The organism is Providencia stuartii (assembly GCF_029277985.1).
Lineage (GTDB): Bacteria > Pseudomonadota > Gammaproteobacteria > Enterobacterales > Enterobacteriaceae > Providencia > Providencia zhejiangensis.
Genome location: NZ_CP119546.1, coordinates 2,480,467 through 2,497,437 on the forward strand (window position 1 = coordinate 2,480,467; position 16,971 = coordinate 2,497,437).

At 41.9% G+C, this 16,971-nt stretch carries 14 protein-coding genes and 1 tRNA gene; 6 read left to right on the plus strand and 9 right to left on the minus strand.

Annotation, left to right across the window (positions count from 1 at the left end):
* Positions 1–86: 86 nt before the first annotated feature.
* Together murJ and rimJ are read right to left on the minus strand one after the other, a co-directional pair.
* Positions 87–1,622 (minus strand): murein biosynthesis integral membrane protein MurJ, encoded by a 1,536-nt coding sequence (murJ, locus tag P2E05_RS10840; RefSeq protein ID WP_276122740.1) that lies wholly within the window; start codon positions 1,620–1,622, stop codon positions 87–89.
* Between the two features lie 172 nt (positions 1,623–1,794).
* The gene (gene rimJ / locus P2E05_RS10845; protein WP_154622284.1) at positions 1,795–2,382 is read right to left on the minus strand and encodes a ribosomal protein S5-alanine N-acetyltransferase; all 588 of its coding nucleotides are present in this window, start codon (positions 2,380–2,382) and stop codon (positions 1,795–1,797) included.
* A gap of 177 nt (positions 2,383–2,559) precedes the next feature.
* Between rimJ and mdtH the strand changes: the two genes are divergently transcribed.
* Positions 2,560–3,762 carry a multidrug efflux MFS transporter MdtH gene (gene mdtH / locus P2E05_RS10850; protein WP_154622283.1) on the plus strand — a complete coding sequence of 401 codons (1,203 nt, stop codon included), beginning with the start codon at positions 2,560–2,562 and terminating at the stop codon, positions 3,760–3,762.
* Between the two features lie 126 nt (positions 3,763–3,888).
* Positions 3,889–4,449: a lipoprotein gene (locus tag P2E05_RS10855; RefSeq protein WP_154622282.1), complete on the plus strand. Its 561-nt coding sequence runs from the start codon at positions 3,889–3,891 to the stop codon at positions 4,447–4,449.
* A 230-nt stretch (positions 4,450–4,679) separates the two neighbouring features.
* On the opposite strand, the gene P2E05_RS10860 is transcribed toward P2E05_RS10855, so the two are convergent.
* Together P2E05_RS10860 and ghrA are read right to left on the minus strand one after the other, a co-directional pair.
* Positions 4,680–5,225: a TorD/DmsD family molecular chaperone gene (locus P2E05_RS10860; protein WP_154622281.1), complete on the minus strand. Its 546-nt coding sequence runs from the start codon at positions 5,223–5,225 to the stop codon at positions 4,680–4,682.
* A 183-nt stretch (positions 5,226–5,408) separates the two neighbouring features.
* A complete protein-coding gene (gene ghrA / locus P2E05_RS10865) occupies positions 5,409–6,350 on the minus strand; it encodes a glyoxylate/hydroxypyruvate reductase GhrA (RefSeq protein ID WP_272657703.1) in 942 nt (313 codons plus the stop codon).
* Between the two features lie 319 nt (positions 6,351–6,669).
* Here ghrA and P2E05_RS10870 point away from each other — a divergent pair.
* Positions 6,670–6,757: transfer RNA gene (locus P2E05_RS10870), tRNA-Ser, on the plus strand.
* 6 nt (positions 6,758–6,763) lie between these two features.
* On the opposite strand, the gene P2E05_RS10875 is transcribed toward P2E05_RS10870, so the two are convergent.
* From P2E05_RS10875 to P2E05_RS10895, 5 genes are all read right to left on the minus strand, one after another.
* A complete protein-coding gene (locus tag P2E05_RS10875) occupies positions 6,764–8,293 on the minus strand; it encodes an alanine/glycine:cation symporter family protein (protein WP_154622279.1) in 1,530 nt (509 codons plus the stop codon).
* An 81-nt stretch (positions 8,294–8,374) separates the two neighbouring features.
* Positions 8,375–9,859, minus strand: coding sequence for an aldehyde dehydrogenase (locus tag P2E05_RS10880; RefSeq protein WP_272657701.1), 1,485 nt, complete (start codon positions 9,857–9,859; stop codon positions 8,375–8,377).
* 9 nt (positions 9,860–9,868) lie between these two features.
* Positions 9,869–10,732 carry a 4-hydroxy-tetrahydrodipicolinate synthase gene (gene dapA, locus P2E05_RS10885; RefSeq protein ID WP_154622277.1) on the minus strand — a complete coding sequence of 288 codons (864 nt, stop codon included), beginning with the start codon at positions 10,730–10,732 and terminating at the stop codon, positions 9,869–9,871.
* Between the two features lie 19 nt (positions 10,733–10,751).
* Positions 10,752–11,999, minus strand: a complete 1,248-nt coding sequence (locus tag P2E05_RS10890; protein WP_154622276.1) for an NAD(P)/FAD-dependent oxidoreductase — start codon at positions 11,997–11,999, stop codon at positions 10,752–10,754.
* 9 nt (positions 12,000–12,008) lie between these two features.
* Complete coding sequence (locus tag P2E05_RS10895; protein WP_272657699.1) at positions 12,009–12,959, minus strand: 4-hydroxyproline epimerase; 951 nt, start codon at positions 12,957–12,959, stop codon at positions 12,009–12,011.
* A gap of 151 nt (positions 12,960–13,110) precedes the next feature.
* Here P2E05_RS10895 and P2E05_RS10900 point away from each other — a divergent pair, with 151 nt between their 5' ends.
* From P2E05_RS10900 to P2E05_RS10910, 3 genes are all read left to right on the plus strand, one after another.
* Positions 13,111–13,926 (plus strand): helix-turn-helix domain-containing protein, encoded by an 816-nt coding sequence (locus tag P2E05_RS10900; protein WP_163861898.1) that lies wholly within the window; start codon positions 13,111–13,113, stop codon positions 13,924–13,926.
* A 547-nt stretch (positions 13,927–14,473) separates the two neighbouring features.
* Positions 14,474–15,109, plus strand: coding sequence for a CDP-alcohol phosphatidyltransferase family protein (locus P2E05_RS10905; protein ID WP_154623331.1), 636 nt, complete (start codon positions 14,474–14,476; stop codon positions 15,107–15,109).
* Complete coding sequence (locus P2E05_RS10910) at positions 15,106–16,872, plus strand: bifunctional alpha/beta hydrolase/class I SAM-dependent methyltransferase (protein WP_154623332.1); 1,767 nt, start codon at positions 15,106–15,108, stop codon at positions 16,870–16,872. Before P2E05_RS10905 ends, P2E05_RS10910 begins: the two co-directional genes overlap by 4 nt.
* Positions 16,873–16,971 lie beyond the last annotated feature (99 nt).

Here is a 16,971-nt window from a genome sequence, read left to right on the forward strand (position 1 = left end):
TAGGATATGGGTTTTTTATAGGTATCTTAATAATAAAAAACGCGCCCAAAACAGCGCGTTTTTTATATATGAATCAACAAATAATATTAAATGCTGTGCTTTTTAAAATCCCTTGGGCGGAAGCCTAAAGCAAACAGAGCCGCAAAATAACTCCCCGCACCGATAATCACGACAAACATTAAACGCAACATGCGCATGGCCATATTCCCGTCTTGCCATTCTGGCATAAACTGCAATACACCAAACAGAACCGCTGCCATGACAATAAGTGCGACGATGAGTTTAAAAATAAAGACTTTCCAACCTGCAAGTGGTTTGAAAATTTCTTGTTTGCGTAACTGCCAATACAGAACCCCAGCATTAAAACAGGCCGCCAAACCAATTGACAGCGCTAAACCTGCATGCTTCATTGGCCCAATAAAGGCTAAATTCATTAATTGCGTTAAGATTAACGTAACAATAGCGATTTTAACTGGCGTTCTAATATCCTGACGAGAATAAAAACCCGGTGCTAAAATTTTCACTAAAATCATGCCGGTAAGCCCTACACAATATGCCATCAATGCATATTGTGTCATCAACGAGTCATGCGCCGTAAACTTATCATATTGGAATAAGGACACGGTTAATGCTTCTGACAAAATAGCTAATCCAATGGCGCAAGGTAAGGCTAACAATAAGCAAAGGCGTAGCCCCCAGTCCATTAAATGACGGTATTCTTGATGATTGCCACTCGTAAAACTTTTTGATAGTGATGGCAATAAAATAGTCCCTAACGCAACCCCAAGAACACCGGAAGGTAATTCCATCAACCTATCGGCGTAATACATCCAAGATACGGAACCTGACTGCAAGAATGATGCGAAGATCGTATTGATAATCAAAGAAATTTGACTGACCGACACCCCAATAATAGCTGGCCCCATCATTTTCATCACTCGCCAAACCCCACTATCACGAAAAGAGATCCGCGGGAGGACAAGCATACCGATTTTTTTCAAATGAGGGAGCTGATAGACCAGCTGTAAAACCCCTCCCACAATAACCGCCCAAGCCAATGACATCACTGGCGGATCAAAATAAGGGGCAGCAAATGCAGCAAAGAAAATCATACTCACGTTCAGAAGGGTCGGGGCAAACGCGGGGACCGAGAAGCGGTTCCAAGTGTTCAATATTGCCCCTGCCAGTGATGCTAATGAGATCAAGAAAATATAGGGGAAAGTAACACGTAAGAGATCGGTGGTTAACGCAAATTTATCGGCATCTGTGGTAAAACCGGGTGCAGTGACATAGATTATCCATGGTGCGGCGATCATCCCAAGGACAGTCACAATGGCTAAAGCCAATGTCAGCATTCCAGAAATATAAGCAACAAAAGTACGGGTTGCTTCATCGCCTTGTTGATTCTTATATTCCGCTAATACTGGCACAAATGCTTGTGAAAATGCGCCCTCGGCAAAAATTCGGCGCAACAGATTGGGCAGTTTGAATGCAACAAAAAAAGCATCTGCCGCGGCTCCAGCCCCAAATACTCGAGCAATGATAGCATCACGGATAAACCCAAGCACTCGAGACATCATCGTCATGGAGCTTATCGCTGCTAATGATTTTAATAAATTCATGATAGGCAAACTAAAAGAAAACAATCGTGCCAGTTTATCAGCGCAGAGCATAACTGACTATGATTGAAAAGTTAAAATCGGATTTTACTCGTCTACTGAAAGCGACAACCCAGCGAGCATAGCCAGTGGCTGGTGTTTAGCAGCTCTTCAGCATATTGAGCAAGACACTTAATCAAGGTTTTATTTGTTTCCAATTTTCATTGGTAAGTGCTGTTAAAACATGATCACGCCATTGACCATCAATTTGCAAATATTGTTTTGCATAACCTTCTCGTTCAAAACCAAGACGTGCTAATAGATTGCCACTACGCAGGTTATGTGGCATATAGTTCGCCATAATCCGGTGCATGCCTTGATGTGTTTGCATATAACGGATAGTGTGAGCAAGAGCCTCATACATCAATCCCTTCCCTTGCCATTTTTCACCTAACGAGTAGCCTAAATAGCATGCATGAAAAGCGCCACGCAGCACATTACTAAAGTTAGCAACACCGATCACTTCATTTTCTTGATTATCTAATAATAAAAAATGATAGGCATTACCCTGACGATGCAATTCGGTCATTAGGTGTAAACGATTGTTCCAACTTGATGGATTGAAATGTGAGCTATCGCGAGTCGGCTCCCATGGTTTTAAAAACTCTTTATTTTCGCTGTAATAATCCGCTAACCGATAGCTATCACGCTCATACGCTAAACGTACAACCATTCTTTCTGTCACAAGACGTACTTTTGGCTCATTTGTTCGATAACCAAACATCGTTAACCCTTTTAAAATTGAATCACCAGAAACGGCGTAATGCTAAAAAATAAAACATTAATAACTCATCGTTCTAACGATAAAAAAATATCATCTTCCCTAGCCTATTCTACTGATATTATTGATGGGAGACATTAAGAATCCTTCCTTCTTTGTTATTTTTTACGATGGTGTGTCATGGCGCAGGTATCACAGGCGAGAAGTCTGGGTAAATATTTTTTACTCCTAGACAATATGTTGGTTGTTCTAGGTTTTTTTGTCGTGTTTCCATTAATTTCCATCCGTTTTGTTGACCAATTAGGTTGGGCGGCAGTCATTGTCGGCTTTGCACTCGGTCTTAGGCAATTTGTGCAACAGGGTTTAGGCATTTTTGGTGGCGCTATTGCAGACCGTTTTGGTGCCAAACCAATGATTGTCATAGGCATGTTACTGAGAGCTTGTGGTTTTGCATTAATGGCAATCGCTCATGACCCATGGGTGCTGTGGCTATCCTGCATACTATCCGCATTAGGTGGCACCTTATTTGACCCTCCCAGAACGGCATTGGTTATCAAATTAACCCGTCCCTATGAGCGTGGCCGTTTTTATTCGCTACTTTTGATGCAAGATAGTGCTGGTGCAGTGATCGGCGCACTGATTGGCAGCTGGCTACTCCAATATGACTTCCATTATGTCTGTTGGGCGGGTGCCTTCGTCTTCGTGGTTGCCGCAATCTGCAATGCTTGGTTATTACCGGCTTATCGTATTTCAACGGTTCGAACACCAATCAAAGAAGGCATGGGGCGTGTTCTTAAAGATAAACGCTTTGTCACCTATGTTGTTACCCTCGCCGGTTATTTTATGTTATCCGTACAAGTGATGTTGATGTTTCCCATCGTTGTTAATGAGCTGGCAGGTACCCCAACCGCAGTAAAATGGATGTATGCGATTGAAGCGATGATTTCATTAACGTTGCTTTATCCTATCGCTCGTTGGAGTGAAAAGCATTTTCGACTCGAGCAACGTTTGATGGCAGGACTCTTTTTAATGAGTTTAAGCATGTTCCCGATTGGCATGACAAGCTCATTACAGGTTCTTTTTGGGTTAATTTGTTTATTCTATTTAGGCACGGTGACCGCAGATCCTGCAAGGGAAACGCTAAGTGCTTCACTGGCTGATCCCCGTGCCCGCGGCAGCTATATGGGGTTTAGTCGCTTGGGATTGGCCTTAGGTGGCGCAGTTGGTTACACTGGTGGCGGCTGGATGTACGATATCGGTCATCAATGGAATGTACCACAACTACCTTGGTTCTTATTAGGAACGATTGGATTTATTACCCTGTGGGCACTGCATAAACAGTTTAACCGCAAAAAAATTGAATCCACCATGCTAAGTGGCTAATTCAACGTATGTTTAAGTGACTCAAGCAATCATAAATTGTAACGCTCACCAATAAAAATCAGAACAGAAGACCAACTAACCCCAATTATAGGATAAGATAATGGGGTTACTGTAAAAGGAGTGTTTATGAAACAATTTATCTTGGCGGCAATGATTGGCTGTTTGACGATACTGACTGGCTGTAGTCAAATCACTGAATTTTCTATCAGTGAAAACACACTTAACCAATATCTTGCGACAAAAGTTAAATATAACCATAAAGTCGGTATTTCCGGTGTGGCTGATGCAGATATTCAATTAGCTAACTTGAAATCAGAAATTGGTCGTAGTGAGCCCGGAAAAGTAGCATTAACAGGTGATGCAACCGTCAACTTAGACACTTTATTAGGTAAAACAGAGGCTAAAATTGCATTAACATTGACAGCCCGTCCCTATTTTGATGTAAAAACAGGGTCAATTTACTTAAAAGAACTCAATATTAGCCAATACCAAGTGACCCCAGAAAATATGGATACCGCTATCGCCGCTGTCATCCCTTATTTAAATAGTTCACTGGAAACTTTTTTTGAAACACAACCCGTTTATGTGTTAAATCCTGACAATGGTGCAGCTGAAGCAACCGCGAAAAAACTCGCTAAAGGGTTAGAAATTAAACCTGGGAAGTTAATTATTCCTTTAGTCGAGTGACATCCATAAATTTTTTCGATTGAAAACAGCACAAAAGGCAACGAATAATACGTTGCCTTTTTGCTATTTCGTCTTATTAGAAAGAACTTCACCGCTAATGTTGCACATGAGCAACCTATAACAGGTTCAAAAACACAAAACTTATCGTCAGAATAGTCCCTCATAAAGAGAAACGGCTCACCTATAGGATGGAGCTCCCTCTGAATAAGTGAATCGCAAAAGTGACAGCGTCACTCTGATTCTAATTCGTCACGCAGTGCAATAACTGCATCACGAGCAATTTGAGCTAATGTACGATAAAACGCGGTTGTTGCATGTGCTTCCATTTTTCCCAAAAATGCCCCATACCAGCTCAAGATAAAGCTATCAAATAACTCAATTTGGGCTGCTATTTCATCTTCTGCCGCTTGATCTTCCAACCACGATGCCGCCAATAGCAACGCACCAAACGCATCGACTCGGCCAGCAGTGAGTGTCATTCCTCTTTCAACAAGAAATTCACGAATTTCGGCTTCTGCTATTTCTTCATCATAATCATGAGCGAATACTGAAACTGCCGGTGTTTCACCAGTAAATAAAGCTTGATAGTCAGCAACGATAGCTTTCATATCAACCGATTTGGCCATACGTGCCCACAACTCATCCTGCTCTAATGGCCATGATGCTTTCAGTTTATCTTGAGCGATCATATCCAGTAGTGGCTTAACCACGCTATCATCAGGAGCACGTTGAAAAAGCGTTCCTAGAATACGACAAACGATCGAAAATTCGTTCATTTAAGTTTCCTGTGTTGCATTACGCGATAACTTATCATAAGTATACTCTATATCACTCCAGACGTAGTGAGACAAAAAACGAATCAGCGGCTAGCCATACCAATCACTCTATGGCTAGCACACCTAAACGCAGGAAAATGTTCTCTCGCACTCGCCTACCGTTTGAAGTCTCTCAAGTATACCTTAATACCCCCGCTGCATATCAACAACACCAACAGGTTCTTGTCCATTTTCAATTCGTTGAATATTGCTACTGATCATATCCATCGCTTCTTTCGGTAAAGTAATAGCAGCAATATGAGGGGTTATCGCCACACGTGGGTGGGTCCAAAAAGGGTGCATCTGAGGTAATGGTTCACTGGCAAATACATCTAAAGAAGCACCCGCAACCTGACCTGAGTCAAGTGCTGCCAGCAGATCTTGCTCAACTAGGTGAGAGCCTCGAGCCAAGTTAATAATATAGGCATTTTTTTGTAACTGACTAAATAAGCTTTGATTTAAAATACCGACGGTTTGTGCTGTACTCGGCAGTAAATTGATTATTACCCGAGTGCCCTGCAAGAAGCGACTTAATTGATCCTGCCCATAATAACTTTTCACTTTATGAATTTGTTTTTCGCTTCGGCTCCAAGTTCTCACATGAAAACCAAACTCTACCAGTCTTTTGGCGACGGCTTGCCCTAAGGCCCCTGCTCCCATGACTCCCACCACAAACTCTTCGTGTCGATTGGCAGGAAGAGGTTTCCATTGGCGCTGTGATTGAAATTGACGGTATTCATCCATGCGACGGAAGTAATACAGCACTTTCGCCATTGCGTATTCTTCCATCTGTTGTGCCATACCTGTGTCTTCTAAGCGCATTAATGGAACGCCAGCGGGTAAAGTGCCAAGGTTCTCATGCTCTTGTTTTAAAATAGCATCAACCCCCGCACCAAGGGCAAATATGCCTTTAAGATCTTTTCGGCCTGCTAGGCACTCATAAGGAGGTAGCCAAACCATAGCATAATCGGCACTTTGCTTATCGCCTCTAACCCACTGACGAATATTGGCTTGTGGAAGTCTTGCTTTCATGCCGTCTATCCACTCACTGGCATCAAAAAATGGATGATAAAATAGAATATTCATGACAACTCCTCTTGTGTTTACCACAGAGTGTGTCGAAAATGTTTTATTTTCAAGCGAATGCAACGAATGATAAGCGCTGTGATTGAGGTTTTGTTAAGCGGATAACGAATTTAATAATTAAGACTTGAAGTTTATAATTATTAAAGATCCTCGTCGAAAGATTAGATAGTAACCAAATTGTTTTTTATTTAACTAAACAGACCATCAAACTGCTAAAAAGCATCAATAGGGAGTTGACGCAAGGCCCACTTTTCCCTATAGTAGCGCCCCGTTGCAGTACGAGTTATTATCTAGCACTGCAACAAGGTATTTAAAATACGGTGAGGTGTCCGAGAGGCTGAAGGAGCACGCCTGGAAAGTGTGTATACGGCAACGTATCGAGGGTTCGAATCCCTCCCTCACCGCCATTTTATTTATAACTGCCTGTCCTCTGAGTATTTATCCTGTTCTGTTGTAAGTCGTTTCTCTGTTTCTTCCTGCTTATTGTCTTGATGATGTGATTGATATTCGCGACTAATTTCTTCCCATACTTCCGCATTTTCGATACCGGCTACTTTGGGGTCAAATACAGGGTCGATACCTAATTTCTCTTGTCTCTCATAGTCACGTAACGCACGAAGAGCTGGCTTAGATAAAAACACAATCGCAATTAAGTTTAGATAGCTCATACTGCCAAAACCAATATCACCCAAGCTCCACATCATGCTAACGGATTGAATACTGCCGATAAATATAATGACCAAAAAGACAATTTTTAGCAGCAGCTTTAAAATAGGGTATTTGAGTTTGCGATCCAAATAAACAATCGTCGTTTCCGCAATATAGTAATAAGCCATCAACGTGGTAAAAGCGAATAAAAAGACCGCTACTGAAACAAACCCAGAGCCCGTTGACTCAAAGACTGTTGAAACCGCCATTTGTGTCCATGCCGTTCCCGCCGCGACGCCCGGTATATGTTCAATGAGTGCAGTCGAGCTCCCATCAGGAAAGACGTTATACATATTAGTGACCAAAATCATCAGCCCTGAGGCAGTGCACACTAACACCGTATCAATGTAGATGGAAAAAGCTTGAATCAATCCTTGCTTTGCAGGGTGACTCACTTCTGCGGCTGCGGAACTAAAAGTGGCTTCCCCTGCTCCAGCGACATTCGAAAATACAGCTCGACGAACCCCCCAAGAGACAGCAGTCCCAACGATCCCCCCGAATACCGCATCCATCCCTAACGCACTACGGAAAATCAAACTAAACATAGCGGGCACTTTGTCATAATGGCTAGATAAAATAATCACCATCATCACAATATAAGCGAGTGCCATTAATGGAACAATTTTGTCCGCTGCGCTAGCAATACGTTTAACACCACCAAAAATTAGCCATGCCATGAGTAATGTCACGATTAATCCCGTCACCACAGGCGGAATATTAAACGATGTTTGGAATGAATCAGCTATCGTATTGGCTTGAATACCCGGAACTAATACGCCGTAAGACAGACAGATTACTGCCGCAACAAAAATAGCAAACGGCGTTAGCTTTAACCCTTTTTCGATATAGTAAGGTGAACCGCCGCGATATTGCCCATCAGAGCGTTGCTTATAAATTTGTGCAAGAGTTGACTCAATAAACGCACTCGCACCCCCTAAGAGCCCCATGACAACCATCCAAAATATCGCCCCTGGCCCACCTGCGGCAATAGCCGTTGCAACACCAGCAATATTACCGACACCAACACGACCTGATAAGGCTAAACAAAATGCTTGGAATGACGAAATCCCCTCTTTTGATGCTTTATTTTCTTTGAGTAAACAGATCATTTTAATCAAATAGCGAAACTGCACACCGCGTGTAGCTAATGTAAAATAGAGACCAACGCCAAGTGATAAAATCACTAAAGCATTACCCCAAATGTATCCAACGAGCGTGTTAACGATGGCTTCCATATGAGTACTCCTTCGTTATTGTCATGATGTTTGCAAGGTAAAAAAAAACCTGAACTTAATAAGCTCAGGTCTATCAAGGAATTAATGGTGGATCATCCAAATCACTTTTGTTTGTGTGTATTGCTCGAAAGCTTCCAGTCCATTATCTTTCCCGCCAAAACCGGATTGTTTAAATCCACCAAACGGCGTGGTAATGTTGCCCTCGCTAAATCCGTTAATGGATACCGTGCCAGCATTAATTTGGCGGGCCACTTTCATGACTCGGTGCACATTCTGACTGTAAAATGAAGCCGCTAACCCATAGTGAGTCTTATTGGCGAGAGTGATAGCCTCTTCATCGCTAGAAAACGTGGAGACGGCAAGTAAGGGACCAAACACTTCATTTTGAAACAGTGACATCTCCGGAGTAACATTGTCGAATATCGTCGGTTCAATGTACCAACCACTCCCGAGTTCACTGTGAATTTTGCCCCCAGCCACCCTTTTTGCGCCCTGTTGTAACGACAATTCAATAAAGGATTTTACTTTTTCAAAATGGGCTTTTTCGACCATTGGCCCAATTGAAACAGATTCATCCATCGGATTGCCAACTTTCCAATCCGCAATTGCAGTAACAAGCTTATCTAACAGTTTACGATGAATGCTTTCATGAACAATTAAGCGCGAACCACAACTGCAATTTTCACTCATATTCCAGAAAGCGGAGGCCATAATATGTGGTACTGCGGCATCGAGATCCGCATCGGCAAAAACGATTTGTGGGCTTTTACCACCACATTCTAAGACTATCTCTTTTAAATTACTTTCAGCGGAGTATTTAAGGAATAATCGGCCCACGTCAGTCGACCCCGTAAAAGAAACAATATCAATATCGTTATGCCGACCTATCGCCTCTCCTACTTTTTCACCTAGCCCACACACTAAACTCAAAGCGCCCTTTGGTACACCGGCTTCATAAGCCAGTTCCACCATTCGATAAGCGCTAAGTGAGGTTAATTCTGCGGGCTTCACGATTACCGAATTACCGGCAGCCAACGCTGGCGCCACTTTCCAAGCAAACATTTGCGCTGGAAAATTCCACGGTAAAACAGCACCAACAACCCCGATAGGTTCTTGAACAATCAATCCCAACTCTTGCTGACCCGTTGGGGCTACTTTGCCGAACATTTTATCCAGCGCTTCTGCATACCAATAAAAGGTTTCCACCGTTGCTGGCATGTCCGTATTCAAACATTCAGTAATTGGTTTACCTGCATCGATACAATCGAGCGCCGCCAGTTCCTCACTATGATATTCAATCAATTCAGCCCAGCGCAGCATTACCTGTTTGCGCTCTTGGGGTGATAAATTTTGCCAACAACCCTCAACAAAAGTACGCCTTGCGGTCAATACCGCGGCTTCAACATCTTGAGCATTACCATCTGCAATAAAACCGATTAGGCTATCGTCGATAGGCGTGCGGTTTTCCAGTTTTGCGCCACTATCACGATAGTTATCGATTAAGTTCCCTGCCCATAATTGACCTGCACGTGCACGTTTAAACACCTCTTCTTTAGTGGTTTTCATGGGTTCTCCTTATTTAATCAGAGCGAGAAAATCACGTTGTTGCTGTGGTGAGATATTTGATAGCGGCATTCTTACTGGGCCAACATCAACAGTGCCCTTGATACAACCGGCTTTGGCTTTCTGGTTATAATCTCCCGACTCCATTGAATAAATGGCAGGATAAATCTCGGACATGATGCGTTTTGCTGTTGACCAATCACCTTGCTGTGCCGCGTTATAAATAGCGACTTGCTCTGCTGGAAAGACATTTCCAGCACCTGCAATCCAGCTTTTCGCTCCCCAAAAGAAAAAATCAACGGGTTGGTCATCACACCCACAAATCACTTCAAAATTGTCAAACGGGGTTTGCAATAAGCGTAGCGCTCGACTGAAATCCCCACTACTTTCTTTAATGGCGACAATATTTTGAACTTTAGATAAATGCACTACGGTGTCATATTCAATTTCAATACCAATTCGAGCAGGGAAGTTATACATGATGATCGGCAATGGCGTTGCTAAAGCGACTTTTTCATAATGCGCGATCACACCCTGTTGATCAGGCAAGCTATAGGGAGGAGGCGACAGCATCAATCCTTCGTAACCTAAGGATTCCGCTTGATGCGCTCGTTTAATCGCTCCTTCGGTAGATAAGTCATTAATACCCGCAATTAGAGTGACTCGTCCTTTGGCGATTTTACTTACTGTCTTAAGAACTGTTTCACGTTCCTCTTCACTTAATGCGTAGTATTCTCCAGTCGTACCACAGACGACTAGGCCAGATACCCCCTTTTCGATTAACGTTTCGGTTAACTTAGCCAATCCACTGATATTTAAAGAATAATCATCATGAAAAGGTGTCACAATTGGAACGACGATGCCATGAAAATTCATATTAAATCTCCTTAAAATATTAAATAAAACGCTCAATTGAATAAGGGGAACAATCGATTGGTGTCGGTTGTTTTTTAAACAAGCAATGCACAATTTTGGCGGTGATTGCCGATTGAGTTAGCCCTAAATGTTGATGGCCAAAAGCAAAAATGTAAGGTCCTTTTTTATCAATAACTGGTAAAGAATCGGATAGCGTGGGGCGAAACCCCATCCACTCAGTACGTTGGTTTTCATTAAGTGGAGTTTTAAGCATGGGGTTAGCAAGAGGAATAAAATGGCGGGCACGTTGCATATTGGCAGGACGTTTTAATCCTGCGTACTCAACGGTGCCAGCAAGACGTAACCCCCCCTTCATTGGCGTCATGATAAAACGTCTATCTAAACTTGAGACAGGTATGCTCAAGCGATCCGTTTCATTCGGTAGCATTAAGTGATACCCACGTTCAGTTTCAAGTGGCACGCGAATACGACTGACCATGTTCACTAATGATTTAGAAAAGGCACCACCTGAAATAACGACCTGTTTAGCAACTAACTGCCCTTTGGTTGTCGTTAAAATGACGCGCTCACTTGAGGGAGAGTGAATGGCAGTCACTTCACATTGAGAGAGCACTTCACCACCTAATCTCACAAAATGCTCGGTTAATTTAGTGTGTAACGCTTTTAAGTCGACAACATGGCCAGTATCCGGATAGTAGAGCCCGCCCAATTGGTTGTTCGCAAGCCCTGGCTCACGTGCTAACAATTGCGCTTGGCTCAACCATTGGTTACTAACCCCTATTGAATTGAGATATTCACCTTGCTTTTGTAACTTTTCACCGGAGGCTTCTTTTTCAACGACTAATAAAGACCCCTGAATTTTGACTAACTCGGTTAATTGCCATTGGGCGCTGAATTCTTGCCATGCGGCAAGTGCTACACCATTAATCGTAGAAAGTGCATGATGAATATGCATGAAAGGCTTATGGCGCATATTACCTAACAAACGCAATAACCACGGTGTTAAGGGCAATAGGTAGCGCCAATCCAAACGCAAAGGACCAAGAGGATCAAATAGCATTGCCGGAATCGCTTTTAAAATCGCTGGGTCGGCGACAGGAAATACTTGTTCAGTCGCGATATGCCCCGCATTACCAAATGAAGCACCAGCACCAATATGATCTTTTTCCACAAGCAAAACATCGATATCATCGGCCTGTAGCGTAAGCGCGATACTTAATCCAATAATGCCGCCACCAACCACAATAACGGAATATTTTTTGTCCATAGGCACCTCTCACGAAGCCGTGATCCCCCAGCGAAACGGGTCTTCTTCATCAATGAGCAAGGTATTACGACCGCTAATATATGCCGTCCCTCGAATCGTTGGGATGATGCCATTACCATCGGCCCAGAGATAACTGGCTTCAAATTGGCTCCCAATCACACTTGCCTGATGCCAAAGTGCCCCTTCATTGAGTTTTCCATCTGCGGCTAAACAAGCGAGTTTAGCGCTGGTACCAGTACCGCAAGGGGAACGGTCATACGCACCACCAGGGCACAATACAAAACTTTGGCTATCTGCTTGTGAATGAGGAGCGAAAAGTTCAATGTGATCAATCTCTTGATCATCTTTTCCATAGATATTTTGCTCGGCTAACGCTGATTTGATTTTCAGGCAAATTTCTGTCAATGCTTTGCTATTACGGTGATGAATTGCTAATGGCGATTGCTCAACAAGAAAAAACCAATTTCCTCCCCATGCAATATCCCCTGTCACAATGCCGACTTCCGGAACATTCACGCTGACAGCTTTGCGATAGCGATAGGAGTAAACGTTTTGAATACTCACACTTCCGTCAGCATGTAATGTTGCCTGCACATCACCAACCGGTGTTTCAATCCTGTGCTCACCCACTGTTATTTTTCCGAGGTAAGCTAAAGAAGCCACAAGGCCAATCGTGCCATGTCCACACATGCCTAAATAACCTTCGTTATTAAAAAATATAACGCCCGCAGCGGCTTGTGGGTTTTGCGGCTGACAAAGTAGTGCGCCAACTAAAATATCATTGCCACGCGGCTCAAGTATGGTGGCCGTACGCCATGGGTCATATTCGTTTTTTAATCGTTGTAAACGCGATGCCATACTGTCGTTACCAAGATCAGGAAAACCGTCAATGACTAATCGCGTTGGTTCACCTGCCGTATGGGAGTCAATTACCTCAATTTGTGTATAACGCTTGTGCATATCACATCCTCTGTTCACATTAATTGTTAACAGAATGCTTGATTATTGTTAAAGATTCTTGATATCTTTCGTGCACACTGATGCGCAATTCAGCACAATATAAAAATATTTCAGAGAACTAATCACATTTGTTGAACCTGCCGGAGGCCGCATGATTAATTTAAATAAATTGCTGTTAATTAGTCAGGAAAATATGCTGTTTCCCGTTGATAATATTGAAATATTATTAAATCACCTCGGTCTCGTCATGCCGTTAATTAATACATTACCGAATGTCACTTTTTTTGTTAAAGATGAAAATGCAAAATATCTTCTTGCGAATGAAAATCTCGCTAAGCGTTGTAAAATGAATACTGTTGATGACGTCATTGGAAAACGTGCCGAAGACATCTTTCATTCTGAATTAGGCCGCAGTTACAGTTCACAAGATTATCTTGTGATGCAGAAAAAAATTAGTGTTATTAATAAACTGGAGTTACATCTTTATAAAGCTGGAATGCTAGGTTGGTGTGTTACGACGAAAGTCCCTATTTTCAATACCCATAACCACGTTATTGGTGTAGCAGGGATTTCTGTTGATTTACAAGACGAAAAGTCAGTAAGCCAAAAATTAAATAAACAGTTAGATCAAGTTGAAAAATTTATTAGTCACCATTTTGATACCCCGATCAAAATAACAACGCTTGCCGACATATCAGGTTTATCATTATCACAGCTTAATCGTCAATTTAAAGCGGTGTTTAACATTACCCCTCAACAATATATTCAAAAAAAACGCCTAGAACATGCTATAGAATTACTTGAAGAAGACCATTCAATTACTGAAATATCCATCAAATGTGCATACGCAGACCACAGTGCTTTTTGTCGCAAATTTAAAGAAATGACGACCATGACACCGAGCCAATTTAAACGAATGAGATTAAATATTGCGAATAAATATGTGATTGATGAACCGCTAATTTAAACAATAAAGTCACGGTTAAAATTAACTTATTCTTCCATCTTTTCGAAAAAACATCTTCTATTAAGATGTTTTTTTATGTTTTACATTTTATTCATGCCAAATAGCAGAATGGCTACCTTACCTATCTATCCTTCATCGGCACAATAATGAATATGATTAAACAGGCTGGAGGATTTTGATTTTATCGGTGTTCTTCAACTTATTATTCATTAAACACCTCCTTCACCTTATTATTTCATTATGTCTACCTGTCAAAATATCATCAATCTATTCTACACTCTGATAACATTTAAGATTGAATGATGATCTTGCTCACAAGTAGCGACATGATTATATTTGACAAATTTGAAAACAACTCTTTTGTTTAACGGATATAAAATATCATTTAATATCAAATTATTAATAACGCTCACACTGAAACTTAATCTTGTTGAGTCCCCCATCAAGGCGCTAACTTAGGATAGATCTTATTGCGGTAGAAAGATAATAGCGTATTGATATAGTGTATATTTGCAACATAATGGTTGTGATTAGCAAGGATGAATGGATGACAATTTACGATCTGAAACCCAAATTTCAGAACCTGCTACGCCCTATCGTTAAAAAACTTTATGACGCTGGTGTAACAGCAAATCAGGTAACGCTTGCTGCAATGCTGTTATCGATTTTAGTCGGCGCACTACTGTTTATTTTTCCAAATCCACACTTATTTATTCTATTACCCTTTGTATTATTCATTCGAATGGCCTTAAATGCCATTGATGGTATGCTTGCTCGTGAATATCATCAAAAAAGCCATCTTGGCGCAATGTTAAATGAAATCGGTGATGTTGTTTCCGATATCGCATTGTATTTTCCCTTTGTCCTACTATTTCCTCATAGTTTTGGGTGGATATTACTGCTCCTCTTTCTTTCTATCTTAACTGAATTTATTGGTGTCGTGGCTCAAGCTATAGGAGCTTCACGACGTTATGATGGCCCTATAGGTAAAAGTGACCGTGCTTTTATTTTTGGGACATTTGGACTCGTTATCGCGTTATTCCCACAACTGATGACCACAAACTGGTTTACCATGGTATTTGCTCTCCTTTCTTTATTGTTGCTTTATACCTGCTATAACCGTACCCGCAAAGCTCTGAATGAACTCAGCACAAAAGTGGCGCATAATAAGGAAACTCCATGAATATTCAGGAAGACTATGCGACTCAACGCCCTGTCGTTGAATCACAATTTATCACCAGTGACCGCACTTCTTTGTTTTATCGCTATTGGCCAACAGAACAATCAACAGATAAAGCGATTATTTTATTTCACCGAGGGCATGAACACTCCGGGCGAGTCGCTCATCTTGTCGATGAATTGAATTTACCCGACTATGCCATGTTTGCTTGGGATGCTCGGGGACACGGCCGCAATGATGGCCCTCGCGGTTACAGTCCCTCTTTAGGTACATCAATTCATGATGTTGATGAGTTTATTCGCCATATTTCCACTCAATATCAAATTCCATTAGAAAATATTATTGTTATCGGCCAAAGTGTTGGAGCTGTATTAGTGTCTACTTGGGTGCATGACTATGCGCCACCCATTCGGGGAATGATCCTTGCATCTCCCGCGTTCAAGGTTAAGCTATACGTTCCTTTTGCTCGTACTGGGCTTGCTTTAATGCAAAAAATGCGTGGCCTGTTTTATGTCAACTCCTATGTTAAAGCAAAATTTTTAACTCATGATCAAAAACGTATTGATTCTTTTAATCGAGATCCATTAATTACACGCCCTATTGCTGTCAACATTTTGCTCGAATTATATAAAACGGCTGATAGAGTCGTTGCCGATGCCGGTGCAATTACGCTACCGACACAATTGTTCATTTCCGGTAGCGATCACGTTGTACACCATAAACCCCAGCATCAATTCTATGAACGTTTAAACACCCCGATCAAAGAAAAACATGTATTAGCAAACTTTTACCACGACACGCTCGGGGAAAAAGAACGTCATATACCTATCGCTAAAATCCGTGAATTTATAGATAAACTCTTTTCATTACCTCATTACCGACATAATTATCAATATGAAGATACTTGGAGCGTGAGTGCTGACGCTTATCGCGAACTTACTCAACCACTCCCCCTCTGGAACCCTAAACATCTAGGTTATAAACTACTTAGCAAGTCTATGAGTACGCTAGGTAAAGCTTCAGAAGGCATACGTATAGGTTATGATAAAGGTTTCGATTCAGGCTCTACCCTTGATTACATTTATCGCGATAAGGCTCAAGGTAACGGCTTATTTGGTCGCATCATCGATAGACAATATCTTGATAGCATCGGCTGGCAAGGGATCCGCCAACGCAAAATCAATATAGAGAACATGATCAGACAAGCTATCCGTGACCTCAATGATAACCACCAGCCCGTACGTATTTTAGATATTGCAGCAGGACAAGGGCGCTATATCTTCGATGCCATCAATGACTATAGCAAGGTAGAATCGGTCCTCCTACGTGATTACAGCCCTGTTAACGTTGAACAAGGACGACTACATATCAAAGAGCGCTATCTTGAAGATAAAGCGTCTTTTGAAGAAGGTAATGCTTTCGATGCCGATAACTTAGCCGCCATTACCCCTGCCCCAACACTAGGTATTGTCAGTGGTTTATATGAACTTTTCCCTGATAATCATTTAATTCGTGCCTCTTTAAATGGCTTATCCCGCGCCATTCCTTCCGGTGGATTGCTTATCTACACTTGCCAACCATGGCATCCACAAGTTGAAATGATTGCTCGTGTATTGCCAAGCCATCAAGGTGGTCAAGCTTGGGTCATGCGTTGCCGTAGCCAAGGTGAAATGGATTCACTTGTTGCAGATGCCGGTTTCGAAAAACTTAATCAGCTAATTGATAACTGGGGAATATTTAGCGTTTCTATTGCACGACGCCGATAATCCCTATTTCAGCGATTCTCTTTGATAAATAAGGTGACTTCGTTCACCTTATTTCTTGATTAATTAAAGAGCCCTAGACTTCTGGCGCTATAATAACGC